This is a genomic window from Bradyrhizobium sp. NBAIM08 (assembly GCF_020193935.1).
In the GTDB taxonomy this organism is placed as follows: domain Bacteria; phylum Pseudomonadota; class Alphaproteobacteria; order Rhizobiales; family Xanthobacteraceae; genus Bradyrhizobium; species Bradyrhizobium yuanmingense.
The window spans coordinates 1-421 of sequence record NZ_JADYVR010000698.1 but is presented as its reverse complement, the minus strand read 5'-3'; the positions used below and the strand labels follow the sequence as shown (position 1 = coordinate 421).

Genomic DNA, 421 nt, shown 5'->3' with positions numbered 1-421 from the left:
CCCTGACCACCAAGACGGCCTGCTCGGACTACATCGGCTGGGTCGGCTCGAACTTCGTGCGCCAGGGACAGCAGGCGGCCGCGGCGATGATCCGCGAGACCGGTGACAACTGCAACCTGGCGATCCTCCTCGGCGCCGCGGGCGTCAACGTCACCGACGACCGCAACGCCGGGTTCAAGGAAGGGCTCGCCAGTGCCAACTCCCAGATCAAGCTGATCGCGGAGCAGGCGGCGGACTACGAGCGGGCGAAGGGCCAGACGGTCACGGAGCAGCTCATCACCGCCCATCCCGAGATCAACTGCATCTACGCCCACAACGACGAGATGGCACTCGGTGCTGTCGCGGCCCTCCAGGCCGCGGGAGTCCAGCCGGGTGAGGTCAAGATCATCACCATCCATGGCACCAAGGGCTGTCTCTTATA

1 protein-coding gene is annotated in these 421 nt (G+C 65.8%); it reads left to right on the top strand.

Going from position 1 to position 421, the window contains the following annotated elements; translation table 11 throughout:
* Positions 1 to 421: substrate-binding domain-containing protein (locus I6F37_RS41625; RefSeq protein ID WP_225154615.1), on the top strand; the 421-nt coding region annotated here is incomplete at both ends.